Origin of the sequence: Neorhizobium sp. R1-B (genome assembly GCF_004368875.1) — a bacterium.
GTDB lineage: Bacteria > Pseudomonadota > Alphaproteobacteria > Rhizobiales > Rhizobiaceae > Neorhizobium > Neorhizobium huautlense.
This window is the reverse complement of record NZ_SOEM01000010.1, coordinates 175746-199635: the sequence shown is the minus strand read 5'-3', so window position 1 is coordinate 199635 and position 23890 is coordinate 175746. Positions and strand designations below refer to the sequence as shown.

General features: G+C 60.6%; 17 protein-coding genes and 1 riboswitch. Of the genes, 13 read left to right on the top strand and 4 right to left on the bottom strand.

The annotated features are described in order from the left end of the window. Positions 1-305: 305 nt before the first annotated feature. From EDE05_RS15975 to EDE05_RS15955, 5 genes are all read left to right on the top strand, one after another. The gene (locus EDE05_RS15975) at positions 306-1253 is read left to right on the top strand and encodes a phosphoribosylaminoimidazolesuccinocarboxamide synthase (RefSeq protein ID WP_132411201.1); all 948 of its coding nucleotides are present in this window, start codon (positions 306-308) and stop codon (positions 1251-1253) included. Positions 1254-1345: 92 nt separating this feature from the next. Continuing rightward, the gene (locus EDE05_RS15970) at positions 1346-1897 is read left to right on the top strand and encodes a TetR/AcrR family transcriptional regulator (RefSeq protein ID WP_105372078.1); all 552 of its coding nucleotides are present in this window, start codon (positions 1346-1348) and stop codon (positions 1895-1897) included. Positions 1898-2055: 158 nt separating this feature from the next. Further along, complete coding sequence (locus EDE05_RS15965; RefSeq protein ID WP_132411199.1) at positions 2056-3249, top strand: efflux RND transporter periplasmic adaptor subunit; 1194 nt, start codon at positions 2056-2058, stop codon at positions 3247-3249. A 44-nt stretch (positions 3250-3293) separates the two neighbouring features. Then, entirely contained in the window at positions 3294-6392 is a 3099-nt protein-coding gene (locus EDE05_RS15960) for an efflux RND transporter permease subunit (protein WP_132411197.1), read from the top strand. A 131-nt stretch (positions 6393-6523) separates the two neighbouring features. Next, positions 6524-7957: an efflux transporter outer membrane subunit gene (locus tag EDE05_RS15955; protein ID WP_132411195.1), complete on the top strand. Its 1434-nt coding sequence runs from the start codon at positions 6524-6526 to the stop codon at positions 7955-7957. Between the two features lie 84 nt (positions 7958-8041). On the opposite strand, the gene efp is transcribed toward EDE05_RS15955, so the two are convergent. After that, on the bottom strand, positions 8042-8611 hold the full coding sequence (efp, locus tag EDE05_RS15950; RefSeq protein WP_105372082.1) for an elongation factor P: 570 nt from the start codon (positions 8609-8611) through the stop codon (positions 8042-8044). 166 nt (positions 8612-8777) lie between these two features. Here efp and epmA point away from each other — a divergent pair, with 166 nt between their 5' ends. Continuing rightward, positions 8778-9848 (top strand): EF-P lysine aminoacylase EpmA, encoded by a 1071-nt coding sequence (gene epmA, locus EDE05_RS15945; protein WP_132411193.1) that lies wholly within the window; start codon positions 8778-8780, stop codon positions 9846-9848. Then, complete coding sequence (locus tag EDE05_RS15940) at positions 9845-10891, top strand: lysine-2,3-aminomutase-like protein (RefSeq protein ID WP_132411191.1); 1047 nt, start codon at positions 9845-9847, stop codon at positions 10889-10891. Before epmA ends, EDE05_RS15940 begins: the two co-directional genes overlap by 4 nt. 782 nt (positions 10892-11673) lie before the next feature. On the opposite strand, the gene thiC is transcribed toward EDE05_RS15940, so the two are convergent. Continuing rightward, positions 11674-13485 (bottom strand): phosphomethylpyrimidine synthase ThiC, encoded by a 1812-nt coding sequence (thiC, locus tag EDE05_RS15930; RefSeq protein ID WP_132411187.1) that lies wholly within the window; start codon positions 13483-13485, stop codon positions 11674-11676. A 96-nt stretch (positions 13486-13581) separates the two neighbouring features. After that, positions 13582-13711: riboswitch (TPP riboswitch) on the bottom strand. A 177-nt stretch (positions 13712-13888) separates the two neighbouring features. Here thiC and EDE05_RS15925 point away from each other — a divergent pair. The 5 genes from EDE05_RS15925 to EDE05_RS15905 are packed head-to-tail and all read left to right on the top strand — an operon-like array spanning position 13889 to position 19697. After that, the gene (locus EDE05_RS15925) at positions 13889-14140 is read left to right on the top strand and encodes an acyl carrier protein (protein WP_105372086.1); all 252 of its coding nucleotides are present in this window, start codon (positions 13889-13891) and stop codon (positions 14138-14140) included. Next, the gene (locus tag EDE05_RS15920; RefSeq protein WP_132411185.1) at positions 14140-15321 is read left to right on the top strand and encodes an acyl-CoA dehydrogenase family protein; all 1182 of its coding nucleotides are present in this window, start codon (positions 14140-14142) and stop codon (positions 15319-15321) included. Before EDE05_RS15925 ends, EDE05_RS15920 begins: the two co-directional genes overlap by 1 nt. Positions 15322-15371: 50 nt before the next feature. Then, a complete protein-coding gene (locus EDE05_RS15915; protein ID WP_132411183.1) occupies positions 15372-16283 on the top strand; it encodes an amino acid--[acyl-carrier-protein] ligase in 912 nt (303 codons plus the stop codon). A 4-nt stretch (positions 16284-16287) separates the two neighbouring features. Continuing rightward, the gene (locus EDE05_RS15910) at positions 16288-17271 is read left to right on the top strand and encodes a DUF1839 family protein (RefSeq protein WP_132411181.1); all 984 of its coding nucleotides are present in this window, start codon (positions 16288-16290) and stop codon (positions 17269-17271) included. After that, complete coding sequence (locus tag EDE05_RS15905) at positions 17268-19697, top strand: glycoside hydrolase family 2 protein (RefSeq protein WP_132411179.1); 2430 nt, start codon at positions 17268-17270, stop codon at positions 19695-19697. Before EDE05_RS15910 ends, EDE05_RS15905 begins: the two co-directional genes overlap by 4 nt. Here EDE05_RS15905 and EDE05_RS15900 read toward each other — a convergent pair. Both EDE05_RS15900 and EDE05_RS15895 read right to left on the bottom strand, forming a co-directional pair. After that, the gene (locus EDE05_RS15900; protein ID WP_245519923.1) at positions 19665-21539 is read right to left on the bottom strand and encodes an alpha/beta fold hydrolase; all 1875 of its coding nucleotides are present in this window, start codon (positions 21537-21539) and stop codon (positions 19665-19667) included. The genes EDE05_RS15905 and EDE05_RS15900 overlap by 33 nt on opposite strands. Before the next feature lie 43 nt (positions 21540-21582). Further along, positions 21583-22632, bottom strand: a complete 1050-nt coding sequence (locus EDE05_RS15895; RefSeq protein ID WP_245505141.1) for a glycoside hydrolase family 5 protein — start codon at positions 22630-22632, stop codon at positions 21583-21585. Positions 22633-22949: 317 nt separating this feature from the next. On the opposite strand from EDE05_RS15895, the gene purU reads away from it, so the two are divergent. Then, a complete protein-coding gene (gene purU / locus EDE05_RS15890) occupies positions 22950-23834 on the top strand; it encodes a formyltetrahydrofolate deformylase (RefSeq protein WP_132411175.1) in 885 nt (294 codons plus the stop codon). Positions 23835-23890 lie beyond the last annotated feature (56 nt).

Sequence of the window (23890 nt, the reverse complement as noted above, 5' to 3'; positions counted from 1 at the left end):
ACGAAAGTCGTCGTCGCCAGCAGCGCCGCCGCCCTCGTCAGTGAGCGGGGTTATAAATCCATGCCCACAAACAAGTCAACAGGCTTGATTTGGAAAAATCGAAAAATCGAACAATTCATTGATACAATTACGTAATTTACAAAAATTTTTGGTTTTTCCGCGTTAACCATTGTTAACCAGTCGACCTGAGCCCCTCCGCCCGGGTTTCCACAAACCCCCGCCGCCCACAAGCACATTCTTGTGCTGCCGCGGCAAACCATGCGATAGCAGGGCCATTCCCCCCAACTCTGCAGAAAGCTATCCAGGTGCGCGTTCTTCCCGAAGCCTTCATTCCCGAACTGCCGAACTATTATCGTGGCAAGGTGCGCGAAAACTACGATCTGAGCGACGGTCGCCGCATCATCATCGCGACCGACCGGCTGAGCGCCTTCGACCGCATCCTGACCAGCATACCCGACAAGGGCCATGTGCTTACCCAGACCGCGCGCTACTGGTTCGAAGCGACCGGGGACATATGCCCCAATCACGTGCTGGCCTATCCGGATCCGAATGTCGTGATCAGCAGGCGGCTTGATATATTGCCGGTCGAGATCGTCGTGCGGGGATATCTCGCAGGCACGACGGGGACCTCCCTCCTGACCCTTTATAAGAAGGGTGAGCGGAACGTATACGGGTTGAACCTTCCAGAGGGGCTGCGGGACAACGAAATCCTGCCGCAGCCGGTGATCACGCCAACCAGCAAGGCGTTCGACGGAGGCCACGACGAGCCGCTGACGCCGGCGGATATAGTCGGGAACGGGCTTCTGACGGCGGAACAGTGGGAAACCGTGTCCGGCTACGCGCTTGCTCTTTTTGCGCGCGGCCAGCAGCTGGCTCAAGCGCGTGGCCTGATCCTGGTCGATACCAAGTATGAGTTCGGCGCCGATCAGGACGGCAAGATCATACTGGCGGACGAAATCCATACGCCCGACAGCAGTCGCTACTGGATCGCGGACACCTATGAGGATGCCTTGCGCAACGGCACGAGGCCGCAGAGCTTCGACAAGGATTTCATCCGCGCCTGGGTGGTCGAACGCTGCGACCCGTATAAGGACGAGATCCCGTCCATTCCCCTGGAACTGGTCGAGGAAACGGCAAAGGTATACCGTGGTGCCTACGAGAGGATCACGGGCAAGACCTTCGTCGCCGATACGTCCGGCGCAAGCGTGCTGGACCGCATCCGCGAGAATCTGAAGCCCTATTTCACCCTGTAGAGAGAGAGCGTCCGGATTTGGCAAGGCTTGAAGAGGTGAGAGTGCGCAAACCGAGGCGCAGGGCTGAGGAAACCCGAGAGGATATTCTCAACATGGCCGAGACGCTCTTTCGGGAGCGCGGCATCGCCAAGTCTTCGATCGCCGACATCGCCCAGGCCCTGCACATGTCGCCCGCCAACATCTTCAAGCATTTCCAGTCCAAGGCGACCTTGGTCGACGCGATCTGCGATCGCCACATCACCCGGATGATCGGCAGGTTCAAGACGCTCGACCGGCCTGCACCCGCCCCGGAAAGACTGGCTACCGTCGTCTGCAACCTTATGGAAGCGCATCTTGAGGATATCAGGAAGAACCCGTTCTTCCTTGAGATCATAGTTTTGATGTCGGAAACGGACCTGCCGAGCGGCCGGCACTACAAGGAACTCATCGACGCGCTGTTTTGCGATCTGGTTCGTCAAGGGGTGGAGGATGGCGTGTATTATTGTGCCGATTATCAAACGACCGGCCGGCATGTCGCGGCGGCATTCCTGAGCGTACTACACCCCGTTTTTCTGGCGGGTGAAGATGAGGCCGAACTTCAGGATCGTTGTGCAGGCCTCGTCAAACTTGTGAATGCTGCATTGCAAAATCCTCTTGCTAAGTGACGATTCTTCAATTACGTCACTTGGCAATTCGCAAGCCGCGGTATCACTCGGCCGTCGGCCTCTGTTCCGATTCGTAAAGACGAGTTACCTTTTCGAGCCCTGCGCCCCCGGTCGTTTCTGCCGTGGGTCATCTCTGATGTTTGCCCTGGATGGACGCCATGACCGGACGTAAATTGATCCTTCCTCTGTTTCTCGCCATCACCCTGGCGGCCTGCAGCGATTCGAGTGAGCAGACGGCGAACGGGGCGGCAGGGGGCGCGCCTCAGCGTCCGCCTCAGCCGGTCAGCATCGTCGCTCTGAAGAAATCGCAGCAGCCTATCACAACCGTCCTGCCGGGGCGGGCTGTTGCCTATCAGACGGCGGATATCCGTCCCCGCGTCACCGGAGCGATCAAGGAGATCGCGTTCAAGGAGGGCAACGAGGTCAAGGCCGGCGACGTCCTCTATCAGATCGAAGACAATACCTACTCGGCAACCGTTGCGCAGGCGCGTGCGACGCTCTCCAAGGCGGAGGTCAGCATTCCGGCCGCGCAGGCAAATCTCACCCGCTACGAACGGCTGGTCAACAGCGGCGCCACCCAGATCGAATTCGAGAATGCACGGGTCACGCTGCTGCAGGCACAGGCGGATGTCGAACAGGCCAAGGCAGCCCTTCAAGCCGCCGAGATCGACCTCGACCTCACCAAGATTCGTGCGCCCTTCGATGGCGTCACGTCGATCTCGAACGTCAGCGTCGGCAATATCGTCACCGCCAACCAGACAACGGCGCTGACGACGCTGCGCCGTCTTGATCCCATCTATATCGATCTTATCGACTCGAGCACCAATCTTTTGGAATTGCGCGCCGCCATGGCATCCGGCCGGCTGAGCGGCGATCCGCGCAAGGCCGACATACGCCTGAGGCTTGAGGACGGAACGGATTATGCGCGGACCGGCAAACTCGACATGTCGGACATGGCCGTGAGCGAAACGACGGGCACCTATCAGATCCGCGCCGTTTTCGAAAATCCCGACAATATCATCCTGCCTGGCATGTATGTCCGCGCAACCGTCACCATGGGCGAGGAAACCGGCTACCTGATCCCGCAACGCGCCGCCACCCGCAATGCCCGCGGCGAGCTGTCGGCCAAATTCGTCACCGCCGATAACAAGGTCGAGACCCGCATGTTCCCCATCAGCGTCGTTTCCGGCAGCAATTGGCTGGTAACGGAAGGAATTGCCGATGGAGACCGGCTGATCGTGGACGGTTTTCAATGGATTGCAGACGATGCGCCGGTTCAGCCGGTCGAGGCGCAGCTGGACGATCGAGGCCTCGTCATCGAGACCCCGAAAACCGAGGCTGCCAAGCCTTGACCGAACCAGCAGAGACAGCGCTTAACGCCGCAAGGATAATCTGAATGGCAAAGTTCTTCATCCGGCGACCGGTTTTCGCCTGGGTCATCGCGATCGTCATCATGCTTGGGGGCGCGCTTGCAATTGCAACGCTGTCGATCTCGCAATATCCCGAGATCGCTCCGACCACTGTTCAAATCACGGCGAGCTATAACGGCGCGAGTGCCGAAACGGTTGAGAAGTCGGTGACGACGATTATTGAAGACGGCATGACCGGCCTCGACGACCTCACATATATGAGTTCGGCCTCGAGCACGGGCAGAGCGACGATCACCCTCACCTTCGGCAACAGCGTCCTTCCCGACATCGCGCAGGTTCAGGTGCAGAACAAGCTGCAGCTTGTTCAATCGCAATTGCCCGATGTCGTGCAACAGGCCGGTATCGAGGTTGCGCGCTCTACATCCAGCATCCTGATGGTCGGCGCGCTCGTCTCCACGGATGGGAAACGTAATTCCGTCGACCTTGGCGACGTCTTCTCCACCCAGATCGAAGACTCCGTCAAGCGCCTGGAAGGCGTCGGCAGTATCAATATCTTCGGCTCCGGCTACGCCATGCGGATCTGGCTGGATCCGTTCAAGCTGCAGAAATACCAGTTGACGGCGGCCGATGTCACGGCGGCGATCCAGGCGCAGAATACCCAGGTTTCGGTCGGCGCACTTGGCGGCCTGCCTGCCGAGAAAGGCCAGCAGCTTACCCTCACCATGACGGCTCAAAGCCAGTTGACTACCGTCGACGAGTTCGAACGGATCATCCTCAAGGTCGAACAGGACGGCGCCACAGTTCGGTTGAGCGATGTCGCCCGCGCCGAAATCGGCCAGGAAAGCTATGGTGGCGAATCGCGCCAGAACGGTCTTCCCTCCACCGGTTTTGCCGTCAATCTTGCCACGGGCGCCAATGCGCTGGATACCGCCGATCGCGTGAAAGCTGAGCTGGCCAAGCTGGCGCCAACCCTTCCGGAAGGTGTCGAGATCACCTATCCCTACGACACTACGCCTTTTGTTGAGCTTTCAATCGAAAAGGTCGTCCATACTCTGATCGAGGCGATCATCCTCGTTTTCGTGGTGCTTCTGATATTCCTTCAAAACCTCAGGGCAACGTTCATTCCGATGATTGCAGTACCGGTGGTTCTGCTCGGAGCCTTTGGGATTCTGGCGGTTGCCGGCTATTCGATCAATACGCTGACCATGTTCGCGATGGTACTGGCGATCGGCCTTCTGGTGGATGACGCGATCGTCGTGGTGGAAAACGTCGAGCGCATCATGGACGAAGAGGGGTTGGGGCCGCTGGAGGCAACGGAAAAATCCATGGGAGAGATCACTGGCGCCATCATCGGCATTGCGCTCGTGCTCACCGCCGTTTTCATTCCGATGGCCTTTTTCGGCGGATCAACCGGCATCATCTATCGCCAGTTCTCGGTTACCATCGTATCCGCCATGCTGCTTTCAGCGCTGGTGGCCATCGTGCTGACGCCGGCACTATGCGCCACGATGCTGAAGCCGATCGACCATCACAAGAAGCGTCGCGGCATCGGCGCCTGGTTCAACCGCGGTTTCGAGCGCACGACCTCCGGCTACGTCGGCACGATCGGCTATCTGCTGAAGAGACCGCTCAGGGTGCTTGTGGTTTTTGTTCTGGTCATTGCGGGCTGCGCCTGGCTTTTCACCCGTTTGCCGAGCTCGTTTCTTCCGCAGGAAGATCAGGGCGTGTTGCTGACGATTATTCAGACTCCGAACGGCGCGACGACCACGCGCACGGACGAGGTCGTGAAGAAGGTGGAGGCCTATTTCCAGGAAAAGGAAAAGGACAATGTGGACGCCGTATTTGGTGTCCTCGGCTTCAGCTTCAGCGGCAGCGGGCAGAACAATGCCATCGTCTTTACCAAGCTGAAGGATTTCGCGGAACGCACGAAGCCGGAACAATCCGCCGCGGCGATCGTGCAGCGCGCCAGCGGTTACTTCTTCACCCTGCGCGACGCCCAGGTGTTTGCACTGCTGCCGCCGGCGATCCAGGGGCTTGGAACGTCGAGCGGGTTCTCCATGTATCTCGTGGACAGCGGCAACAACGGCAACGACGCCTTGACGCAAGCTTCGCAGCAACTCATCCAGACCGGCACCGGCAACCCCAATATCAGCTCGTTGCGCAGCAATAGCCAGCGTTCGGAAACCCAGATGAAGATCCTGCTAGACCAGGAAAAACTGGGAGCCATGGGCGTCGATCTCGCTTCGGTGAACTCGATGCTGGCAACGATCTTCGCTGGACGCGACGTCAACGACTTCACCCTGAACAACGAGTTGAAGCCGGTCTATGTGCAGGGCGACTCGCCCTACCGCATGCAGCCGGACGACCTGAAGCACTGGTACGCACGCAACAATGCAGGCGAGATGGTTCCCTTCTCGTCGTTCAGCACCGTCGAATGGGTCACCGGTTCGCCGCAACTGGCCCGCTTCAACGGCACGAGCGCCATTTCGCTCGATGGTGCGGCTGGCCCGGGTGTCAGCACCGGTCAGGCGATGGACGAAATAGAACGGTTAACGGCGGAACTGTCGGGCGGCTACACGGTGGCCTGGCAGGGCATCTCCTATCAGGAAAGGCTTTCGGGTTCGCAAGCGCCGATGCTTTACGCGCTCTCCGTATTGATCGTTTTCCTCTGCCTTGCAGCCCTTTATGAGAGCTGGTCGGTGCCGTTCTCGGTCATTCTGGCGGTTCCGGTCGGCGTCCTCGGGGCTCTGACGGCCGCCTATGTCTTTGGCCAGTCCAACGACGTCTATTTCAAGGTCGGTCTCCTGACCACCATCGGCCTGGCGGCAAAGAACGCCATCCTGATCGTGGAATTTGCCAAGGAACGGCAAGGAGGCGGCATGAGCCTCCTGGATGCCACGCTCGAAGCGGCAAGGCTGCGCCTGAGGCCGATCGTCATGACCTCACTCGCTTTTATCCTTGGCGTCGTGCCGCTTGCAATCGCCACTGGAGCGGGTTCTGCAGCCCAGAATGCGATCGGTATCGGGGTGCTGGGTGGTATGCTTTCTGCAACACTCCTCGGAATTTTCTTCGTTCCGTCCTTCTTTGTTGCCGTTAGACGGTTATCAAACCGTGAAAAAAGGTAGGATAGAGATTACGTTCGTTAACATATTCGACGTGTAATGCCGCCAGGAATGATGGGATTCGTTTCTGGCGGATAAATCGGAAGCGGCTTAAAAAGTCGACTTTCGCCGTTGTAGGGCACTGGGACAGAAAAATGTTATCCATTCGTATTGTTGCTCCTCTCACTCTGCTGTTGCTCTCGGGCTGCGTTGTCGGTCCCGACCACACCGCGCCGGAGATTGCCCTGCCGGGTAAGTTCGCCGAAGCCAAGGCAACCAGTAACGGGGATGTCTCTCAAGTCGCTTGGTGGAAGGCCTTCAACGACAGCCGTCTGAACGGTTATGTCCAGCAGGGTCTCAACCAGAACCTCGACATTCTGCAGGCGCTTGAACGCATCAACGCCGCACAGGCGAATGTCACCATTGCCGGCGCAGGCAGCCTTCCCTCGTTGGATCTCTCAGCCTCCAGCACCACGACTGGCGTGCACACCAAGGCCGAAACAACCTCGTTCGCCAGAACCACGGTCAGCGGCGGCAGCGCCGATGCCTCCTGGTTCCTCGACCTGTTCGGCCTTTATCGCCGATCCAAGGAAAGCGCCCTCGCCAGCCTTGACGCATCCTATGCCGCTGCGGACGTGGCGCGCCTCACTTACCTGTCGCAGGTCGCAGCGGCCTATATCGACGTTCGTTATTACCAGGAGCGGATCGCGATCGCCCGGCAGAACCTGGGCTCGCGGCGCGAAACGCTGGACCTCACGAAGCTTCAGCTGGAAGCGGGCGCCGCTTCCCGTCTGGACGTCGTTCAATCGGAAGGCCTTGTGAACTCCACCCTGGCCGAAATTCCGGGCCTCGAGACCCAGTTCCGCACCGCAGCCCATCGCATTGCGACCCTTCTCGGCCAGCCGGCTTCGTCGCTGGTGCCGGAGCTGCAGAGAGGCGCTCGTCAGCCGGTTCCCCGGTTCAACGTTAAGGCTGGCATTCCGGCCGACCTGATCCGCAATCGCCCGGATATTCGTGCGACGGAGCGTCAGTTGGCATCCGCAGTGGCGGAAATCGGCGTTGCCGAAGCGCAGCTTTATCCGGCGATCACGCTCGGCGGTTCCATTTCGCCGCGTTACAATGCCATTGCCGGCGCCTTGGACACCCGCTCGCTGACGTGGTCCTTCGGGCCGCAACTCAGCCTGCCGATCTTTGACGGCGGACGCCTCAAGGGCAACGTGAAGCTCGCGGAATCGACCGCACGCGAGGCCTATCTCAACTGGAAGCAGAGCGTTCTGGACGCCGTCGAGGAGGTGGAAAACGCGCTCGCCGCCGTTGCCCGCGATCGCCGCACCGTGGATGCCCTGCAGGCGACGGTGAAGTCCTATCAGGAGGCGCTGCAGCTTGCGACCGCAAGCTACCGCGACGGCGCTTCGTCGCTGCTCGACGTTCTCGACGCACAGCGTCAGGTTTCGACCGCCCAGGCAAACCTTGCCCAGGCCGTGCAGCAAGTGGCGCAGGACTACGTCGCGCTCAACGTCGCGATCGGCGGCGGTTACGCCTTTGGCGCGGCCGACACCAAGGTGGCCTCTGTCGTCGTAACCAAATAAGCTCACTCGACAACCTGACAAAGAAAAACCTCCGAAGCCCTGGCTTCGGAGGTTTTTTATCATGGACCGACAGGCCGGGGACGATCAGTTCTTGGCACGCTCGACGTAGGAATTGTCTTCCGTGGCGATGACGACCCGGGTGCCGGCGTCGATATGTGGCGGAACCATTGTCCGAACCCCGTTCGAGAGGATCGCCGGCTTGTAAGAAGAGGAGGCCGTCTGGCCCTTCACGACCGGTTCCGTTTCGACGATCTCTAGCGTGACGTGGCGCGGTAGCTGAAGAGCCAGCGCAACGCCCTCATGCATGGAAAGAATGCAGGTCATGCCTTCCTGGAGATAGGCCTTCTGGTCGCCCATCGTCTCGACGTCGACCACCACCTGGTCGTAGGTCTCCGGGTTCATGAAGTGGAAGCCTTCGCCGTCTTCGTAGAGATACTGGAAATTCACGTCCTCGACAAAGGCGCGCTCCACCTGCTCGGTGGTCCGCCAGCGCTCCGATACCTTAACGCCATCGACGATACGGCGCATATTGACCTGGGTGACCGGCGTGCCTTTGCCGGGGTGGAAGTTCTCGGCGGTGAGAACGACATAGAGTTTGCCGTCGACTTCGAGGACGTTGCCCTTGCGGACCGAAGAAGCGATGATCTTGACCATGATAATCCTTATATAGCCTGGCGGCTTGTCACTGCCGGAAATGCGTCGTAGAGGACCGGGCGATAACCGGCCTGAAGGACGGATCGTCTGTTTTCCGCGCGGGAACTACCCTAAAATAGCGCAAAGTGGAAGCCTCGCCGCGGAGAACCGGCAAAGAAAGCCATAAATGAACGCGCCCAGACCTGCCACATCCCGGACGCCCTGGTGGACGCCGGAAAGCCACAAGGACCGCCGGCCCTTCCTCATGGGCCGCAACGCGGTGCAGACCGCCTTGCGCGGCTTCTTCGGCAAGCGCGACTTCGTCGAGGTGGACACGGCCGCTTTGCAGGTCTCTCCTGGTAACGAGACCCATTTGCATGCTTTCGCGACGGAGGCCATCGCGATTGATGGCAAGAGGGCACCTCTCTACCTGCACACCTCCCCCGAATTTGCGGCAAAGAAGCTGCTGGCTGCCGGTGAGCGCCGTATCTTCACCTTTGCGCATGTCTATCGCAACCGGGAGCGCGGACCGCTGCATCATCCCGAATTCACCATGCTCGAGTGGTATCGCGTCGGCGAAAGCTACGAGCAGCTCATGGACGACTGTGCGCATATGCTGGCACTGGCGGCCGAGACCGCGAAGACCAAGCGTTTTGTTTTCCGTCAGATGGAAATTGATCCCTTTGCGGAGCCGGAACGCCTGACGCTCGCCGAAGCCTTCCACCGCTTTGCCAGCACCGATTTGCTTGCATCCGTTGCGGCGAGCGGCGACACGAACCGCGATCTTCTTGCAACGGGTCTGAAACAAGCCGGCATACGGTTCTCGGAGGACGATACCTGGGCCGATCTTTTCAGCAAGGTGCTCGTGGAGAAGATCGAGCCCAATCTCGGGCAAGGCCGGGCAACCATTCTCTGCGAATACCCGGTTTCCGAGGCAGCGCTGGCAAGGCCTTCGGCGCGTGATCCGCGTGTGGCTGAACGGTTCGAGCTTTACGCCTGCGGGGTCGAACTGGCGAATGCTTTCGGGGAATTGACGGACGCCGGCGAGCAGCGCCGCCGCTTCGAACACGAGATGGCGGAAAAAGCCCGCATCTACGGGGAGCGCTACCCGCTCGACGAGGATTTTCTCGACGCGCTTTCGATCATGCCGGCGGCAAGCGGCGCGGCGCTCGGCTTCGACCGGCTCGCCATGCTGGCCACGGGTGCCACGCGCATTGAGCAGGTCATGTGGGCGCCGGTCGCGGAGGTGTTTGGATGACCGCGACGCGTTCATTGAAGACTACCGATGAGCTGGCATCCGCCGGACTGATCGAACCGGGAAAACTCCCAGCCATTCGCGCCGTCGCGGACCGTTACGCCATAGCCCTGACGCCGACCGTGGTTTCGCTCATCGACCGTACCGACCGGCAGGATCCTGTCGCCCGGCAATTCGTGCCCGATCCGGCCGAGTTGCTGGCGACGCCGGAAGAACGCGCCGACCCCATCGGCGATCAGGCGCACAGTCCGGTAAAGGGCATCGTCCATCGTTATCCGGACCGCGTGCTGTTGAAGGCCGTGCATATCTGCCCGGTCTATTGCCGCTTCTGTTTTCGCCGCGAAATGGTCGGTCCGCAGGGCGACGGCACGCTGGCGCCAGCAGAGCTGTCGGCGGCGCTCGCCTATATCCGCGCACATTCCGAGATCTGGGAAGTGATTCTCACCGGCGGAGATCCGCTGGTCCTTTCGCCGCGGCGGCTTTCGGTAATCATGCAGGGGCTTGCTGATATCCCGCATGTGAAGATCGTCCGCTTCCATACGCGGGTTCCGGTGGTCGAGCCGGACCGCGTGGACGAGGCGATGATCGCCGCCCTGAAGGAAAGCGGCAAGGTGATCTATGTGGCGCTTCACGCCAACCATCCCCGCGAACTGAGCGATACCGCCCGCGCCGCGTGCGCGCGGTTGATCGATGCAGGCATTCCCATGGTCAGCCAGACGGTGCTGCTCAAGGGCATCAACGATGATCCGGTCGTGCTCGGCGACCTGATGAAGGCTTTTGTCGAAACCCGGGTCAAACCCTATTATCTGCATCATCCGGATCTTGCGCCCGGCACCAGCCATTTCCGGCTGGATATCGCCGATGGGCAGAAGATCGTTGCGGCGCTGCGCGGAAATGTTTCCGGGCTGTGCCAGCCGACCTATGTCCTGGATATTCCGGGCGGTCATGGCAAGGCGATGATCGGCAAAAGTGCGGTACGCACGGAAGGCGGCTGCTATTCGGTCAGCGATTTCCGCGGCGAGGAGCACAGATATCCTCCGAAGTGACGCGCGCTCGCCTTCACGCGACAGCTCCTGCCCGTGTTTTGGAGAGCCCACACGAATGCGGAACCTCATTTGATTTTGTATGTGTGGCTCCGCATTCGCGTGGCCTTCGGCGTTCTTTCGGGGTGTCCTGCCCCTACAGGTGATCATCTCGCCTCGCTGCGTGGCTTCATTTGCGGTCTCCTTTCGGGAAACCTTGCCACTTGCACGGCTATACCGAACCGGACATGGCTGCCCGGGGGAGGCTTGATAGGAAGCGATCGGGTTGATGGCCCGCTCTCCTCCATGGCTTTCACCTCTTCCACCTTTCCCGCACGTTACGGGTCCAATGGAAGCGCCGGCTCCCGCCTGCCCGCGAACGTCTCGCGAAACACTCCGGCGACGGAAGCGGGAGGATTGTAGGCATGGATGCGGAGGGTGGGGATGATGACGCGGTCAAGTCATTGGAGATGCTGAGCGGCGGCGATGAATTGTCCCCGGGACAAACATGGAAAGGCAGCATTGTGGGGCGTGCCCCGCCATACCCCCTCTGTCCTGCCGGACATCTCCCCCTCAAGGGGGGAGATCGGCTGGAAGCGAGGCCCTAACCCAGTCAAAGCCTTGAGATTGCCGCAAGATTGCTGAATTCTGCTCCCCGCCGGCTTCCTGCCCTTCACGATTGGAAAGGGATCGCTGAGCATGCCTCCTTCGATCTCCCCCTTGAGGGGGAGATGCCCGGCAGGGCAGAGGAGGGTGAACCGGCCTCGACGTGAACTGGCCCAACGTCGAAGGGCATGGGATCATGCTCACTCCTTCCCCACCGGCATGTAGAGATCGCCGCCGTCGCGGTATTTGGCGGCCATGGCTTCCAGTCCCTCCTTCTGCGCCTCAGCCCGGATATCATGCGAAATCCGCATCGAGCAGAACTTCGGGCCGCACATGGAGCAGAAATGCGCCACCTTGTGCGCTTCCTTCGGCAAGGTCTCGTCATGGAAGGAGCGCGCCGTTTCCGGATCGAGCGACAGGTTGAACTGGTCCTCCCACCGGAACTCGAAACGGGCGCGGGAAAGCGCGTCGTCGCGAACCCGGGCTGCCGGATGGCCCTTGGCGAGATCGGCCGCATGCGCGGCGATCTTGTAGGTGATGACGCCGACCTTGACGTCGTTGCGGTCCGGCAGGCCGAGATGTTCCTTCGGCGTCACGTAGCAGAGCATCGCCGTGCCGAACCAGCCGATCATCGCTGCCCCGATCCCTGAGGTGATGTGGTCGTAGCCGGGAGCGATATCGGTCGTCAGCGGCCCGAGCGTGTAGAACGGCGCCTCGCCGCAAACCTTGAGCTGCTTGTCCATGTTTTCCTTGATCTTGTGCATCGGCACATGACCGGGGCCTTCGATCATCACCTGGCAATCCTTCGCCCAGGCGATCTTGGTGAGTTCGCCGAGCGTCTCCAGCTCCGCAAACTGCGCCGCGTCGTTGGCATCAGCGATCGAGCCGGGACGCAGGCCATCGCCGAGCGAGAAGGACACGTCATAGGCCCGGCAGATATCGCAGATTTCCTCGAAATGCTCGTAGAGGAAGCTCTCCTTGTGGTGATGCAGACACCACTTTGCCATGATCGAGCCGCCGCGCGAGACGATGCCGGTGACGCGATTGACGGTGAGCGGGATGTAGGGAAGCCTGACGCCCGCGTGGATGGTGAAATAATCGACGCCCTGTTCAGCCTGCTCGATCAACGTGTCGCGATAGACCTCCCAGGTCAGGTCTTCGGCGATGCCGTTCACCTTTTCGAGCGCCTGGTAGAGCGGCACCGTGCCGATCGGCACCGGCGAATTGCGAATGATCCATTCGCGGATATTGTGGATGTTCCGGCCGGTGGACAGGTCCATGACCGTATCCGCACCCCAGCGGATCGACCAGACCATCTTTTCGACCTCCTCCGCCATGGAGGAAGTGACGGCGGAGTTACCGATATTGGCGTTGATCTTCACCAGGAAATTCCGGCCGATGATCATCGGCTCGCTTTCGGGGTGGTTGATGTTGGAGGGGATTATCGCCCGTCCTTCCGCGACTTCGCGGCGAACGAATTCAGGGGTCACGAAATCCGGAATATGCGCTCCGAAGCTCTCGCCGTCACGGATGAGAGCTTCCTTGGCCGCCTGCCGGCCGAGATTTTCGCGGATGGCGATGAACTCCATTTCCGCCGTGACGATGCCGGCGCGCGCATAGGCAAGCTGGGTAACGGCCCTGCCGTCTTTCGCCTTCAGGGGCGTGTTGCGGACCGGGAATTCCGGCGTCAGGCGATCGCCGGTGACAAACCCGTTGTCCTCCGGTTTCACGACGCGGCCTTCATAGGATTCGACATCGCCGCGCGCCCTGATCCAGCTTTCGCGCAGCCGCGGCAGGCCGGCTTCGATCGAGACCGCATGGGCCGGATCGGTGTAGGGGCCGGAGGAATCGTAGACGGTGACCGGCGGCTCGCCGGAGGTCGGATGCAGCGCGATCTCACGCATCGGCACCCGGATATCCGCGTGGACGACACCGGATTTGAAAACTTTGGTGGAGGCGGGAAGCGGACCGGTCGTGACGACAGGCGTAAGCTTTGGTGTGGCGATATTCATGGGTGAGGCTCCAAGGTTTGCCGTTTGGAGACCCAGTTCCAGTGTTGGAATGATGGAAAAACGCCTGAGCCGATGGACGGGAATCCCGCCTGAAAGCCGTGAGCGCTCGCACCGTCCCTACGCCAGTATGAACTGGATCAGGTTCAACGGGTCACTGCGCCTCGGCGGCAAAGCCGTCCGACCAGCAGTATCTCAGCCCCTTGCCGGGACCCCCCTGGTGAATGCGAGCATCAAAAACCTGCCGAGCGCCCGTGTCAAGCCAAAGCTGGCCATGCGGATATCTCGGATTTTAGCGAATCCCGCAGCCCTAACTTCACGACGTTTCTTACCGGAATTTTATGCTTTCCGACGTAGACAGTGTTCCCGGCGATGAACGCAAATTCCAGTCATTGGAGATGTCGAGATGAACGAGACTATTCGCGAACTGCTGGCACGGGTCGGCGGGCTTCCGGTTGCAGTGACCGAACTTGAAGATGCGGCCGATCTTTATGCGGCCGGGCTTTCCTCCTTTGCCTCCGTGCAGCTGATGCTGGCCATCGAAGAGGCTTTCGACATCGAGTTTCCCGACAGCCTCCTGAATCGCAAGTCCTTTGCCAGCATCTCGGCAATCGAGCAGACGGTCGCCCAGATCGTGAAAGCCCGTGAGGCTGCGTGATGAGCCTCCCAGCCTTTGCCGCCGACATGACGCTCGGCGCACGTGCCCGCCGAGTGGCGGAGGTCGCGGCCGAAAATGCCGACCGCGTCGACCGGGAAGCCCGTTTTCCGCAGGAAGCGGTCGATGCCATGAGGGCCGAACGCCTGCTCGGCATTCAGGTCCCCATATCGCTTGGCGGCGAGGGGGCTTCGACACAGGAGATCGCGGAGGTCTGCTCCATCCTGGGACAGGCATGCGCGGCAAGCGCCATGGTCTTCGCCATGCACCAGATCAAGGTGTCAAGCCTGGTCGAGCACGGCGGCGACAGCGAGTGGCATAGGGATTTCATGCGCGAGCTTTGCGCCCGTCAGCTTCTTGTCGCCTCCGCGACAACGGAAGGCGGCATCGGTGGCAATCTGCGCAATTCCATCTGCGCCATCGAGATCGACGGAAACATCTGCCGCCTGACGAAGGACGCGACCGTCATTTCTTACGGCGTTCATGCGGATGTCATCATGGTGACCTCCCGCGCCCACGCCGACGCGGCTCCGGGCGACCAGGTCATGACCGTTTTCAGGAAGAACCAGTATACGCTGGAAAAGACGGTGGACTGGGATACGCTCGGCATGCGGGGCACCTGCTCTGACGGCTTTATCTTCAAAGGCGAGGCGCCGGTCACGCAGATCTTCCCGAAACCGTTTGCCGAAATCGCGGCGCAGAGCATGCTTGCCTCGTCGCACCTCCTCTGGAGCGCGGTATGGTATGGCATCGCAGCCGATGCGGTATTGCGTGCGCAGGCCTTCGTGCGCGCCGCCGCTCGCAAGGCGAATGGCACCACGCCGCCCGGCGCGTTGAGACTCGCGGAAACATCCAACCTGCTGCAGCTCCTGAAGTCGAACATTCTTTCGGGCCTGAAGGCCTACGAGGACGCCAAGGCTGAGCCGGACCAGCTTTCCTCGATGGCGTTTTCGATCGCCATGAACAACGTCAAGCTCGCCTCGTCGGAGACGATCCTGACCATCATCAACCAGGCGATGATCATCTGCGGCATCATGGGTTACAAGAACGGCACGCCTTATAGCCTCGGCCGGCATCTGCGCGATGCCCATTCGGCCCAGCTGATGATTTCCAACGACCGCATTCTGGGCAACACGTCGACCATGCTGCTCGTACAGAAACCGGACACCAGCCTTCTCGGCTGACGCCCACCCGTCAATGATTGCCCGTCAAATGAATTGAATGAGGTGAAGCCATGGATATGCAAGTTTCCTTTCTCGACCGCCTGTTCGACGCAGGCCTTCTGATCGACACCGGCGTCGACGGGCTTTATGGCCGCAGCGGCCGGTTCGAAGATGTGATTACGGCCTTCGAGCGGCTGATCGACAGGATAGGCGGGGCCGACGGCGCGGAAGCCATGCGCTTTCCGCCCGGCATGAACCGCGCCTTCTTCGAGCAGAGCGGCTACATGAAGAGCTTTCCGCAGCTCGCCGGCACCGTGCATTCCTTCTGCGGCAACGAGCTCGACCACATGAGCCTGTTGAAATGCATGGAAGTGGGCGAGGAAGACTGGACGAAGGGTCAGGAAGCGACCGATATCGTGCTGACGCCGGCCGCCTGCTATCCGCTCTACCCGACCGTTGCCCGGCGCGGCAACCTGCCGAAGTCCGGCGCTCTCTATGATCTGCAGAGCTACTGCTTCCGCCACGAGCCCTCCAAGGACCCGGCCCGCCAGCAGCTGTTCCGCATGCGTGAATATGTCTGCATGGGCACGGAACAACACGTCACCGATTTCCGCCAGCGCTGGATGGATCGCGGCGTCGAGATGATGAAGTCGGTCGGCCTCGAGGTGACGATCGACATCGCCAACGACCCCTTCTTCGGCCGCGCCGGCAAGATGCTGGTCAACAACCAGCGCGACCAGAACCTCAAGTTCGAGCTCCTGATTCCGATCACCTCGGTTGCCAAGCCGACCGCCTGCATGAGCTTCAACTATCATCAGGATAGTTTCGGTTTGAAATGGGGCCTGAACCTGGAAGACGGCAGCGTCGCACACACGGCCTGCGTCGGTTTCGGGCTGGAGCGGATCGCACTCGCTCTCTTCCACACCCACGGTCTCGACGTGAAAGAGTGGCCGGAATCCGTCCGCGCCACCCTGTGGGGCTAAGGCCATGGCTGGAGTTCTAGCCGGTCTTGATCCGGCCAGCTACAGGCCGCATGCGCTACATTCGGCGGAGCGCATCTGGCCGGAGACCAATTGTTATGTGGACCTCTGGATCGAGGTGCTTTCGGCGCAGGGCCTTCCGCCGGAAGCCATGCTGGGTTTCACATTGACCCAGGATTTTGAGGGCGACCAGTTCACCTTTTTCAAGGTGCCGCTGGAGGATCTCGAAGCGCTTTACGGCATCCGCGTCACGGAACTGGCGATCTTCGACAGGCCGGAGCGGCATGTGCTCGAGCAAATCGGCCGCGGCCGGTTGACGCTGCTGGAGCTCGACAGCTACTTCCTGCCGGATACGCGCGGAGTGACCTATCGCCAGGAGCATGGCAAGACGACGGTGGCGGTAAACCGGCTCGACCTGGAGAAGCGCGAGCTGGACTACTTTCACAACGGCGGCTTCTTCCATTTGTCCAGTGAAGATTTCGACGGCCTATTCCAGACGAATGCGGCCCCGGAGGCGCTGCCCTTCCTGCCGTACACCGAATTTGCAAAGTTTCCGGCGACCTATCCGGCTGCCAGAGACATGCGGGAGACGGCGTGGAAACTCTTGCGGCACCATTTCGCCAGACGGCCGGAGCAAAATCCGATCCGGGCTTTCGCCGAGGTCTTCCCGACCCAGGTCGAGCGCCTGGCCGAACGCGATTTCGGCTTCTTCCACAAATATGCCTTCAACACGCTGAGGCAGGTGGGGGCCAATTTCGAACTTCTGGCTAGCCATCTCGACTGGCTGAATAGCAAGGGTTTTGCGCAGGCGGAAAAACATGCGCTGAGAATTGCTGAAGTCGCCAAGTCTACGCAATTCCAGCTTGCCCGCGCCGTCACCCGCAAGAAATTTGACCCGCTGGCAACGGCGCTCGATCCGGCCGTCGAAGCCTGGGATCTGCTGGCGGCAGAACTGGCCATGACATTGGCCCAGACCCGCGAGGCCGCGTGAGCGCACTTTCGCTGATCGGCACTGAGACCAGTCTTCTTTCGGAGGGCTGGTCATTGCTTTTGAGCGAGCGCGACGCCTATTCGCTGCCAAGTCATCTGCCGCCTGCCCTCGACGATATTCCGGCGGCCGTGCCGGGCACGGCTGCGGCCGCTCTGGAAGCCGCCGGCCGCTTCGACCGCGATGAACCGGAGCCTCTGATCGAGAAAGATGCCTGGTATCGCCGCTCGCTTGCCGGCGAGGCACCCGGTACCGCAATCCTTCGCTTTGACGGCCTCGCCACGGTGGGGGAGGTTTATCTCGGTGATCGGCTGGTCCTCTCGTTTGACAGCATGTTCGAAAGTCACGACGTGCCGGTAGAGCTGACCGGCGGCGAGACCCTGTCGATTTGTTGTCGCGCGCTGAAACCGCATCTGGACAAAACCGGACCGCGTGCCCGCTGGCGCCCAAGGCTCATGAACAATCAGGGCCTCCGGCTGGTTCGCACCACCTCGCTGGGCTTCATGCCCGGCTGGTGCCCCGAAATCCATGCCGTCGGTCCATGGCGACCGGTGTCGCTGGTGAGGCCGGGCGAAGACTGCCTTACCGACCTTTCGATCGCCACGGACTTCGTCAGCCACGAGGGCGGCATCCTCAGGGTCGCCTTTTCCTATGAGGGCCCGGCACGCGATCTCCGTCTGATCTGTAATGGCCAAGAGGCCGAGTTTTCGCTCGCCGACGAAAGATATTCAGCCGAACTTCGTCTGCCTGACGCAAAACCCTGGTGGCCGCATACCCATGGTGAGCCTGCGCTTTACGACGTCACCCTGCAGATCGACGGAAAGGCGACGTTGCTTGCCAGAACCGGCTTTCGAAACATGACAGTCGATCGCGGCACCGATGGCAATGACTTCGCGGTCCTCATCAACGGCGAGAAGATTTTCTGCCGCGGAGCCGTCTGGACGACAGCCGACATCGTGAAACTGCCGGGCGAGCGCGCCGCCTATGAGCCATGGCTGAGGCTCGCGAGGGATGCGGGCATGAACATGATCCGTATTCCTGGCGTCGCGGCCTACGAGAGCGGTGACTTCTTCGCGCTTTGCGACGAGCTCGGGCTGTTGGTCTGGCAGGATTTCATGTTCGCCAATTTCGATTATCCCGCGACCGATCCGGATTTCGTGATTCACGTGAAAAAGGAAATCTCCCAGTTCCTGAACGCGACACAAGCGTCTCCATCGCTTGCTATCCTTTGCGGCGGCAGTGAAATCTATCAGCAGGGGGCCATGCTCGGTCTGCCGGAGCGCATCTGGAAAGGAGCGTTCTGCGAAGAGATTCTGGCAGAGCTCGCCGCTCGATACCGGCCGGACCTGCCCTATGTGGCTAATTCCCCTTCCGGCGGAGCTTTGCCCTTCCATCCCAATGCCGGTGTCGCGCATTACTACGGCGTCGGCGCCTATAAGCGCCCGCTCGAAGATGCGCGGCGGGCGAATGTGCGCTTTGCCGCCGAATGCCTGGCCTTTTCCAACCTTTCCGGAACCGAGACATTGGCCGACGGCAAGGCCGGCATTCCTCGCGACAGAGGTGCCGACTGGGATTTCGAGGACGTGCGCGACCACTATCTCGGCGATCTCTACGCCGTCGACCCGCAGGAGCTTCGGCAGAATGACTTTGAGCGCTATCTCATGCTCTCCCGCGTCGTTACCGGGGAGGTGATGGAAGCTACCTTTGCCGAATGGCGACGGCCGGGCTCCACCTGCAACGGTGCCTTGGTATTTACCTTTCAGGACGTGATGCCGGGCCCCGGATGGGGCGTGATCAGCGTTGACGGTCTGCCGAAACCGGCCTGGTACGCGTTGAAAAGGTCGTTTCGGCCGCTTCAAGTCCTCTTCACCGACGAGGGCACGAATGGGCTCGATGTTCACCTCCTGAACGAGACGCCAGGCAGCTTACCCGTAAGTTTGGAGATTGCCTGCTTGCGGGACGGCAAGCTTCCCGTGGTTTCCGGCCGACGTGAACTGAGGCTGTCTGGTCGGGGCAGCGAAAGCCTGGCCTGTACCGACCTCTTCGGCGCCTTCTTCGACACCGGCTATGCCTACCGCTTCGGACCACCCTCCCACGACGTGACCGTGGCCCGATTGAGGCATGGCGAGACAGGTGCAATTCTCGCCGAGGCCTTTCATTTTCCGCTCGGACGCCCCTCTGCACTTCATGATGCCGAGATAAGCGCGGCGCTGGTCGAGGATCCCTCAGGGTGCTGGCTGGAACTTGCAACCGACCTATTCGCACAGTCGGTCAATCTGGATGTTCCAGGCTACCGCGCTGCCGACAACTGGTTCCATCTGGCGCCGGGCGATAAGAAACGCGTGCGGCTTGTCGCAGAGGTTACTGCGGTTGATCGGCCGCAGGGTGTCGTCCGCTCACTCGGCAGCCGCCGCCCCATATATTTCTGATTTTTCCGTGCCGGTCGACGGCGCAAGGCGAAAAGCCAATTGCTGCACGGCTTGTAGATAGACGTCACGGGCGTGATCCGGCGTCAGATTGTGGTCCGCATCCAGAATGATAGTCGCCGATACATTGGGAAACCGGGCAAGGCCCGCACCGTCGCGGCCAAAATAGAAATTGTAGTGGTCGAGGCCGAGATCATTTTCGCTATAGATCAACGAGACCTGGACGCCGCGGCGTTTGAGCCGGTCGAAAGCGCGATAGATCTCCCGCCCCTCTGAGGTAAAATCCCGAAAAACGTGGGTCATCCGGTGGGAAAGCCGCTTGGTAAGAGCCTTGGCAATATTACGGATCGCCGCACGAAGATCGACGTCACCTTGAAGAACCCGCTTGAAGGTCTCGGCGCGCAGCACCCGTTTTCCGTAATCATCGAGGCTGCGGGTACCGTTGACGATGGCATCCTCGACCGAGCGCCCCCGGCGCCATCGAAAGACGGCCGGATTGACCAACACACCGCCCGCGATGCGGACGTCGGTCAGGGCTGACTGAAATCCGAGATAGGCGCCGCTGCAACGTCCCGCGACAATCACAGGCGCCAATGCACGAGTTTCAAGAAAATCGATCGCCTCCGATACATCGCCGTTCTGCGTGGAATGATAAAGGACCTGTTCCGGACGGCCGGGCACGAGCGGGCTGTCGCCGGCATTGGCGGTATCGAAGCGGAGGGAGGGGATACCGGATCGGGCAAGCATCCGCGCCATAGCCGCCGTCGTGCGTCCCCAGCCGGCATGGCGGTCATAGGCCGAAGTGAGGAACAGCACCGTCGCAGCGCCGCGCTCGTGCAGCGGTTCGCAGACGATACCGGAGAGCCGGTTGTTCGACCCGAAACGGACCGGGGTTTCAGCGAAACCGTCACCGGCGAGCGGCGAAACGACGACCGGTTGAGGCCGCGTCGCCGAGCGTTCCGGAACGGGGATAGCCGCGATCCAGTCCACCAGATTGTCTGCCACCGGCAGCGGCAGTTTTGAAATCGCCGGATTGGAAACAAGCTTGTCGTAGCCTTCAAAGGCCTGTTCGGTGACCTTGGCGCCGAGCGTCGTCAGGCGTGAGGCGAATTCCCGGTCCGCCGGCCTGTCAGGCCGGCCCATTACCAGAGCCTGCGCCGCAGGCGCCCGCTCCACCGCCATCAGATTGACCTCGCGAATGTCCGCGGCAATTTCGGCCGGCATTGTCAGCGACGCAATCGAAACGCCCGACTTGTCCCGCTGCGCCTCGGAAAGGCCGAGGTTATCGTCCACGACCTTTGACCAGACGGCGAGCTCGCGAAGGTGCGGACGGCCGGATATGACTGGTGCGAGATAGGCGATCGCTTCCAGGCCCTCGATCTGCCCCGCGGCAGCGGTGGCGACAACTGCGCCGAGGCCTTGCGACACAACGACGATCCGCTCACAGCCGGAAAGCACCTTGAGCCGCCCGGCTGCGGCAATCAGGCTATCGGACCAGACGGAAAGGCCTTCTGTAAAATCCTTGCCATCCAGCGCGTCGCCTGTCCCGGGATAATCGAAGCGAAGGCTCGCAATGCCGCGATCGGCGAGTTTCTCGGAAATGATGCGCCAGAACTTGCGGGTGCACATCTCTTCAAGGCCCCAGGGACTGGCGAAGAGGACGGCGAGGCGGGAAACCGCTGTATCCGGTGACGGGGGCGCAAACAGGCCGACCGTGCTGCCGAAGGTGAAAGGCTCGGCGGCCTGCCGCGGCTGCAACGGCGATTCCTGCACTTCCAGCCGGGCTGTCTTCTCTGCGTCCATCATGGTCGTCTTGGCAATCTCCAGATCATCCTTTCGACGCATAACCCAAGCTCGCTTATGTAGGCTTAAGCAATTATCTGAACTTTTAGCGATTGCAGCCGGTTTGTTCCGAAAAGAAGCTCGAGAGAACCTGCATCTGCGGCCGGTCACCCTCCTTTGTCGGCTGAATGTTGAGCGCCTCGTCTTCCGGCCACCAATCGCCGCCAGCCCAATAGGACCAGCCGAGCCAGACATCGGCATTTTGCTCGACTGTCCTCACCATATCGGCAAGTCCTGTCAGGCATTCCGGGCTGGCCGGTGCCGCGAACTCGCCGAGGAAACCCCTTCGGCCATGATCTCTTAACCAACCGGCGACATCCTGTACCGCCTTAACGGCGTCCGCCGCCCGCGTGCACTCGGAGTTCTTTCCGGAAAAATCCACATCCAGATATTGGTGAAGTTCGTAGGCATAGTGATCCTGGGGATCCTCGACCCCGAGCATTGCCGAGGCATTGGGCGTGCCGTAGTCGCCCGTCGTCCAGCTGTGGGCGCCCGTCCAGGCCGTACCTGGAACCAGCAGCAGGTTGCCGGCTCCTGTCTTGCGGATTGCGGCGATCGCAGCGTTCACGGACAGCAGCCAGTCTTCTGCCGAAACCCCGTAAGGCTCGTTCATCAGCCCGAAGGCCACGCCTTCCACCCCGACAAAGGCGGCGGCCAGACGACGCCAGAAATCGGCAAAAGCGCTCTGCGGGACGGCTTCAGATCCGATTAAATTCCCTCGGAAGCGGGCATAATTATGCGGATCCAAAATGACGGCCATGCCGCTTGCACGAATGAGCATCACGGTATCGTACAGCCGCTTGAACTCGGCCGCATCGAAAGGTTCGTGGAGCTCCGGCTGGAGCCTTTCCCACAGAAACGGCAACCGGACGGTGTTGAATCCTTTGCCAGCAAAATAATCGATCGTTTCCTTGGAAGGATAGACGTATCCGGCGCCGTACTCGGCGCCGAGCTCCCCGAATTCCGCCCCAGCGAGATTCACCCCTCGCAAGCACAGCGGTTCAGCCTTGGCCGACCCGGCAGCAATCGTGAAACAGACGAGAACACCAAGCACGTGCAAGCGGGAGGGCCGGTTTTGTCGAAGCGGCTGTTCCACGTCTTCCTCCATTTTAGTCCGGGCAACATGGCATCAGAACCTTTAGCAAATGCCAATGGTTGCCTGGAAACAGCAAGACGGCGGCGATACGCGCCCGGACGACGCAAAGGGAACGGAATTTTAGGCAGCCGGCCTTAAGTTCAAAGCAACCGAAAAATATCCGCCGCTTGGCTCAAAACGGCTTCTATGTACACATGACCATATCAGCCTTGCCATGATTTCAACCAAATTTCCTTTCGAATTTGGGGCGAAATATTGTCTAGGGAATGTTTTGTGTATACACGAATAGCCTGCAGCGACGGAGGAGGGAGATCTAGATGAAGACTTATGTTCTGAGGGTATCGTGCAAGTCGACGCGCGGCATCGTGGCGGCGATATCCGGGTTCCTGGCCGAGATGGGCTGCAATATCATCGACAGTTCGCAATTCGACGACCTCGACACCGGCAAATTCTTCATGCGCGTCAGCTTCCTGTCGGAAGAAGGCGCCGAGCGCCCGGCACTCGTCGAAGGCTTCAAGCCGATCGCCGACAAGTTCGAGATGGACTGGGAGATATTCGATGCGGAGGACCGCATCAAGGTTCTCCTGATGGTCTCCCGCTTCGGCCACTGCCTGAACGACCTGCTCTACCGCTGGCGGATCGGCGCCTTGCCGATCGACATCGTCGGCGTTGTCTCCAACCACTTCGACTACCAGAAACTGGTGGTCAACAACGACATCCCCTTCCACCACATCAAGGTGACGAAGGATAACAAGCCCAAGGCGGAAGCCCAGCTGATGGATGTCGTCGAGTCGACCGGCACCGAACTCATCGTGCTGGCCCGCTACATGCAGGTGCTGTCCGACCAGCTCTGCGCCAAGATGTCGGGGAGGATCATCAATATTCATCATTCCTTCCTGCCGAGCTTCAAGGGCGCCAACCCTTACAAACAGGCCTACCAGCGCGGAGTGAAGCTGATCGGCGCGACCGCTCACTACGTCACGGCCGATCTCGACGAAGGACCGATCATCGAACAGGACACGGTGCGCATTACCCACGCGCAAAGCCCGGACGATTATGTTTCGCTCGGCCGTGACGTGGAAAGCCAGGTTCTCGCCCGCGCCATCCACGCCCATATCCACCACCGCACCTTTATCAACGGCAACCGCACCGTTGTCTTCCCGCCGAGCCCGGGCTCCTATGCTTCCGAGAGAATGGGCTGAGGCAGTGCCTAACTAGCCGAGAGCCTATGGACGCGCGGTTCCGCCGCTCTATCCTC